This window comes from Companilactobacillus nuruki, assembly GCF_002872255.1.
In the GTDB taxonomy this organism is placed as follows: domain Bacteria; phylum Bacillota; class Bacilli; order Lactobacillales; family Lactobacillaceae; genus Companilactobacillus; species Companilactobacillus nuruki.
This window is the reverse complement of record NZ_NIPR01000014.1, coordinates 37,055-43,245: the sequence shown is the minus strand read 5'-3', so window position 1 is coordinate 43,245 and position 6,191 is coordinate 37,055. Positions and strand designations below refer to the sequence as shown.

General features: G+C 34.2%; 6 protein-coding genes. All 6 read right to left on the bottom strand.

The window, feature by feature from the left end; translation table 11 throughout:
- Positions 1–127 precede the first annotated feature (127 nt).
- The 6 genes from CBP76_RS06080 to CBP76_RS06055 all read right to left on the bottom strand — a co-directional run bounded on the left by CBP76_RS06080 (position 128) and on the right by CBP76_RS06055 (position 6,191).
- Positions 128–766 (bottom strand): SLAP domain-containing protein, encoded by a 639-nt coding sequence (locus CBP76_RS06080; RefSeq protein ID WP_102196057.1) that lies wholly within the window; start codon positions 764–766, stop codon positions 128–130.
- A gap of 11 nt (positions 767–777) precedes the next feature.
- Entirely contained in the window at positions 778–2,001 is a 1,224-nt protein-coding gene (locus tag CBP76_RS06075; protein ID WP_102196056.1) for a C39 family peptidase, read from the bottom strand.
- A gap of 260 nt (positions 2,002–2,261) precedes the next feature.
- Complete coding sequence (locus CBP76_RS06070) at positions 2,262–2,915, bottom strand: recombinase family protein (protein ID WP_166667204.1); 654 nt, start codon at positions 2,913–2,915, stop codon at positions 2,262–2,264.
- A gap of 537 nt (positions 2,916–3,452) precedes the next feature.
- Positions 3,453–4,697, bottom strand: a complete 1,245-nt coding sequence (pepT, locus tag CBP76_RS06065; RefSeq protein ID WP_102196054.1) for a peptidase T — start codon at positions 4,695–4,697, stop codon at positions 3,453–3,455.
- Between the two features lie 13 nt (positions 4,698–4,710).
- Entirely contained in the window at positions 4,711–5,502 is a 792-nt protein-coding gene (locus CBP76_RS06060; protein ID WP_102196053.1) for a Nif3-like dinuclear metal center hexameric protein, read from the bottom strand.
- The gene (locus tag CBP76_RS06055; protein ID WP_102196052.1) at positions 5,502–6,191 is read right to left on the bottom strand and encodes a tRNA (adenine(22)-N(1))-methyltransferase; all 690 of its coding nucleotides are present in this window, start codon (positions 6,189–6,191) and stop codon (positions 5,502–5,504) included. The genes CBP76_RS06060 and CBP76_RS06055 overlap by 1 nt, the downstream gene beginning before the upstream one ends.

Here is a 6,191-nt window from a genome sequence, read left to right as displayed (position 1 = left end):
GCCTTAGGGACATTGACCTTCACGATTTCAGGTTGATTTTCCATAAAAAAATACCTCACCAATATGTTTGATGAGATAATCATAATTCGAATTCCGCCTAAATCATAGACGGTCGGTTATTAGGTGCTTACGTTAAACCATCCATATTATCAGTACGGTTATATTTCCAAGTTGAGTTGGCATCAAAATTAGGCTGACCACTTCTGATAAATCCTTGCTCAGTCCTTGAATAATTAACAGCACCATCTTGTTTTACTCGAACAACGCCATCTGCCGTACTACCATATTGCATACTTACATCATTACTATCGGCAAATTCATTAGTAGCAACTCGATAATAAGTAGAACCATTCAATGAAAGTTTCTGGTCAGTGACCCATGGAGTATTTGCGCCTAGACCACGATTGGCAATTTGCGTACCATCTTGTGCATATAGATAAGTCATAGCTTGATTATGAGTTACGACAACGCCCTTTATTTGTTCAATATTTGATGTAGTTGAATCAGCTTGAGTATTAGCATCTTGACTCACTTCAGCGTTATTTTGTTTATTAGTATCTGTACTGTCTTGTGTTGAAACGGCCTGAGCGCCATCATTTGATGCAGTTGCTTGTGACACTGCGGTATTGTCGCCTTCATTTGTAGTAGAAACATTTTCTACTTGTTGAGAATCAGTTGCCGTATCAGCTTTTACAGTTTGTTGTGTAGCAAGAAACATCGTTAAAGCAAATCCACACATAACTGCATATTTAGTTCTTATCTTCATTTGTCCGTCCCCTAATAACTTATTGCACGTCTATTTTGCGTGTTCCAATTATTTATAAATTGATTAATTCCCATTTGAAGAGTTTGATTAGCCCAACAATCGTTGTAATAAACATAATTTTGGTCATAACCTGTTACTACTAAAGCATGATATGGAAAACCATAAAGTGTATTCCAAGTCACCACTGGATGACCAAGATTAATTTGATATTTAATAGCATCGAATCCTTGACCAGTTAAATCCTTAGCAGAACCCGCATACCTTTCAACTAAATGCATCAAGGCATTTGGAAAAATTGTTATACCAGTTGAGTCCCAAGGTTGACCAATATATCCATATTCAGGATTACTACTTCTTGGCATCTCGTAAGCCAATTGCATCTTATTTACATTAGCACCAGCGTATTGCAACATCATTGTTACAGCCGTAATTTCACAACCATTGGGTAACTCTGGCCTTTGTGCAATCAAAGGCACACCTGAAATCCAATCAGCATCTTTATATTGACCACCATTGATAACAACATAATCCTGTGGCACCCATGTATTGTTACCAATTTCGTACCATTCCTTGCCACCAATATTAGCGTGATTATCTACTTTCCAACTACTACCAGTTGGTAAATCATTACCTAAATATGTTGCTTTATTACCATAGCCTTGAAAATCATGGATACTAGACCCCTTTTGATAAACTACCGTGGCATTACCAGAATATGATTGAACATAAGGTATGTAAGTACCATCGGATGACCTAGCGTATTCATTTGTTGCAACATGATAATATGAAAAACCATCATTTAGTGTATGTAATTGGTCGGTATACCAGTCTGTATTTGGTCCAAGTGCTCTATTAGAAATTTGAGTACCATTTGCATCGTATAAATATGTAATATTAGCAACTGAATAAACACCGTCAGCAGAAACATCGCTATGGCTCGATTGTTCTTGTTGTGTAGTTGCTTGACTTGCATCTTGTGTTACTTGAGTAGATTGAAGGTTATCTTGAATAACATTATTGGTCGAATCATCAATCTTACCTGCATTATCTACATCGGTACCTGTATTCTTTTCAACAGCATTACTTGATTGAGCTTGTTGATTACTTTCAGCGCTGCTTTGACTAATAATATCGGCATTATCAGCAGTCGTATCGGCCTTTACCACAGCAGTTGTAGAAATGAGACAGCTTGAAGCAAATAAGGTAGCATATAGTAATTTTCTCTTAAAACTCATTTTTCCCCCTAAAAAGTCAAAATCATAAAATAAATCTTATATAAATATCCTTAAATTAGTATTCCTCCATCTTTATGTAATGATGTGTATGAGTAAAACGACCGTCATCCACAGACAACAAAAAAGCACTGACACAACTTGTACGAATACAGTTATACCAATGCTTTGTATTAATTTTATTTTTTTGATTATGTACTGAACAAAACGGTCGTTCAGTACATAAAATATCATCATTTTTATGTAAACAGTATAACATCAGTCTAATCATGAAAGGAAGTCCCTTTTATAAATAATCTGGATAATTTCCTTTGTTTCGCAATTTTATATACAGTACGTTCTGAAACATTACATTGAATTGCAACTTGCTTAACCGTAATATCAGGGTTGCAATATAAATTTGCAATCTTATTTTTAGTTTTATCATCTAGAGCTGGTCGTCCAAGTACCTTGCCATCTAATTTTGCTTGGCGAAGCCCTTCCTTAGTACGCTCGCGTAATGTATTTACTTCAAATTCACTAAACATGGCTAACAATTGCATCATCAGTATTCCGGTTGGAGTTGACGTATCAATATCATCTTTTATAGATTTAAACGCTATATTATTAGACTTTAAGTCTTCCAATATGTTGAGCAATGAAGACATCTTACGAGAGATTCTGTCCAGTTTAACCACAACAAATGTGACCTTATAGCTTTGACTAGATAATCTTTTACAATATGCTAAGGCCTTTTTAAACTCGGGTCGATTATCTTTACGCCCACTTATTTTTTCACTATATATAGAATCAATATTATTGTCTGCAAGTATCCTCTTTTGAGCCTCATAGCCTAATTTTTGACGTTCATCTGAACTAGATACACGCACATAACCTATCTTGAACTCTTTATCTTCAATATTTTTATTCTTTAACATAAAAAACACTCCTTTTGACTTATTCATCTACTTTATATATATATGTAGACAAATATCAATTAGAGTGTTATTTCATAAGATCATATTCAACTATCAATCACTAGCCTAGGTTTTTCTATTGACTGATTGTCTTTGTTTTAACTATTTTGCTTTTTATTAATAAACAATACCCAACTTGATTTTAAAACGTTATTCAGGTGATTTCACGTTTATAAACTAAATTGTCTATTGATATAACAGATGTCTTCATAATCAACACGTCTATTTTTTATTGGTTACTAATAATAGTAAGCTAGCTGTGACTCTGTGCTAGCTTATCTTTAAGTTTCCATTACCGGTATAAAGTAATATATTGATGAATTGTATTTTTATTCCCTTATAATGTTTAGTTAAGAGTTGGTTAGATGTTTGTTTTTATGTTTTCGTAAAACATTTATATTGATACGTTTTTTCGGAAAAGTATTTAGTTTTTACTTAAAATAAATAGAGCTAGTAATCAAAAAACAATTACTAGCTCTATTTACTTTAATATTCTAATTATTTCTTTTCACTGTTTAATTTAATAATTTCCAATACTACATCAGCGGCCTTCTCCATAGCTTGTTCTGAAACATATTCAAAACGACCATGCATATTCTCACCACCTGCAAATAAGTTAGGTGTTGGCAAGCCCATAAAGGAAATTGTTGAACCATCAGTACCACCACGAACCGGTGCTTCATCCGGTTCAATGCCAAGATTCCTCATAGCTTGTTCGGCAATCTTAACTACTTCCATGTGATCCTTCATAATTTCATACATATTATAATATTGATCACCCATATCAATAGTGACAGTACCTTCACCATACTTATCATTTAGCATCTTAACGATTTCAATAACTTTATTCTTACGAGCTTCCAAACCATCACGTTCGAAATCACGAATGATATATGACATATCGGTATGATCAATTGTTCCTTGTTCATCACATAATAGGAAGAATCCCTCACGACCTTCGGTTTTCTCTGGTACCTCATCAGCTGGCAAAGCATTCTGGAACTCATTAGCAATCAATATTGAGTTAATCATAATTCCCTTCGCACCTGAAGGATGGACATCTTTACCAGTAATATGAACTTTCAAACCAGCAGCACTAAAGGTCTCATATTCTAATTGTCCAACAGGGCCACCATCAACTGTATATGCAAAATCGGCACCAAAATCTTTAACATCAAATTTTTTAGCACCTGTACCAATTTCTTCATCCGGGCCAAGTCCAATTTTAATTTTGCCATGTTTAACTTCTGGATGATTAATCAAATATTCCATAACGGTTATAATCTCGGCTACGCCGGACTTATCATCAGATCCTAACAACGTATCACCGCTAGTTGTTATTAAAGTTTGACCAGCATATTTAGTTAATGAAGGGAAAACTGCTGGATCCAAAGTATATTGACCAGCTTCATCTAATTTAATAACACTCTTACCGTCATAATTCTCAATAATTTTAGGCTTAATATCTTCTGAATTAAAATCTGCTGTATCAACATGCGAAATCAATCCCAAAACAGGCACATCATAGTCAATATTTGAAGGCAATTCTGCTGTCAAATATGAATCAACTTTACGAATCTTGACATCTTTCATACCAATTTCTTTTAATTCTTCAGCAAGTTTCTTTAGAAAAATCGTTTGTCTTTCCGTAGAAGGAACTGTTGTCGAATATTCATCTGAACGAGTATTTTGTTTTACATATCCCAAGAAACGAGGAATCAATTTTTCATACTTTATTGCCATTTTTATGCACTCCCTATAAAAAATTATATGGTTCAGTATCTACTTCTGATTGTACTATATCTATATCTATTTTATTAGATTTTTTCCAATCATTTAAAATATTTGCCATTTGTTTTATAAAGACTGCTTCTACATGGTGACCTGGATCAATAACATTTAGACCATTAGCCATCATATCATGTGCAGTATGATAATATACATCCCCAGTAATAAATGTGTCTACTCCTGCCCTCAAAACTTCAGGATAAAACTTACCCGCATCTCCACCGATAACAGCAATTCTTTTGACTGGTTGTCCTAGATCTGATTTAACATAACGTAAATTAGCCAAACCAAAGGAGTCACGAACTTTTTTAGCAAAATCCACTAGATCCATTGGTTTATCTAACTCACCCATACGACCAATAGAATAGTCATCGTCCTCGTCTAGAAAATGAATATTTTGTAGTCCTAATTCTTCCATTAACCAATCATTCATGCCATTATGTGCCTTATCGATATTAGTATGGCTAGCATAGACAGAAATATTATTCGATAACAAATCACGATACATTTTATTTTGAGGTGAATTAAGATCTAAATTATGTGCTGCATGAAACATCAATGGATGATGAGCAACGATCAAATCAATATTCTTATCAATAGCCTCAGCAACCACGTTGGGACGAACGTCTAAAGTCGTCATCAAACGTTTGACATTTTGCTGACGATTTCCCAATTGAAAACCCGTGGGATCACCGTCCATTTTAATTGATAATGGAGCAATCTCTTCAATTTGATTGATAATATCTTGAACTTTAACCATTATAGTATCTCCTCAATATATTTAATATATTGTTTCATAACATCAATCTTTGTTTGATCGATCTGTTTGGCATTTTGCATATTACTTACAGCTTTTTGATAGCTATTAAGTTTATGCTGCCATTTAGAGACAAAGGTTGGTGTTTTCTTTTGCATTAAAATTGGGCCCATCAAAAATTCTGGTTCAGTCAAATTAGCAATATTGTTTGTTTTTTCTGCCTTAATAATTTCATAAACATGATGATCTTCTTCAACAATGTCTTCATCAACAATAACAAAACTATTATCTACCAACCAATGACGCACTAACGGTTCACCAATATTAGGTTGCAATATCAAAGTTTTTACATTACTCAATTGTTCTAACGTTGCACGGGTCAAAATGCTTTGAATAAGAATTCCACCCATCCCTGCAATTGTAACGGTATCAATCCTGTCAGCTTCTTTAATAACGGCTAGTCCATCTCCAAGTCTGACATCAATTTTTTTACTGAGTCCAAACTTTTCTACGTCTTTTTTAGAACGGGACATTGGTCCTACTGCAACCTCTCCGGCAATAGCATAATTAGCAATATTCTCTTCTATCAATTCCACCGGTAAATAAGCGTGATCTGAACCAATATCAGCCACCCTAGTATTTTCATCAACCATTTGGTAAACGGCTTGTAATCTCTTCGAAAGTAAAGTCAC